Source organism: Massilia sp. CT11-108 (genome assembly GCF_047302915.1).
In the GTDB taxonomy this organism is placed as follows: domain Bacteria; phylum Pseudomonadota; class Gammaproteobacteria; order Burkholderiales; family Burkholderiaceae_D; genus Telluria; species Telluria orientalis.
In genome coordinates this window covers 1-378 of record NZ_JBKYMO010001321.1, presented here as the reverse complement: position 1 = coordinate 378, position 378 = coordinate 1, and the positions used below count along the sequence as shown (strand labels likewise).

Below are 378 nucleotides of genomic sequence, written 5' to 3'. Positions count from 1 at the left end.
GGCCGTGTGCGGCCCGCCGATGCGCGCCGCCGGCAGCGCGCGCTTCACCGCGGCGGCCGCGTAGTCGTACATCTTGAAGTACTCGCGCTTCGAGTCCGCCGCGACCAGGTAAGAGAGATCCGGCTCGTTCCATACTTCCCAGTACCAGCTCTCGACTTCCTTCTGCCCATAGCGCGCCACGCTGTGCTTGACCCATTGGTAGATCAGCTCGGACCACCTGGCGTAGTCATTCGGCGGCGTGGCCCAGCCGGTGAAGAGCGCCGGGTAGGGCGGGCCCGGCTTCCAGTGGTGGCGGTACGGTTGCGGGCGCTGCGACAGCGCTTCCGGCATGAAGCCGATCTGCGCCAGCGGCTTCATGCCGCGTTCGATGTACGTGTC

Annotated in this window: 1 protein-coding gene; it reads right to left on the bottom strand. The window is 67.2% G+C overall.

Features of this window, described 5'->3' with window-relative positions; translation table 11 throughout:
- Positions 1-378 (bottom strand): GH39 family glycosyl hydrolase (locus ACEN88_RS34605; protein ID WP_413346925.1); only part of this gene is annotated, 378 nt, incomplete at both ends.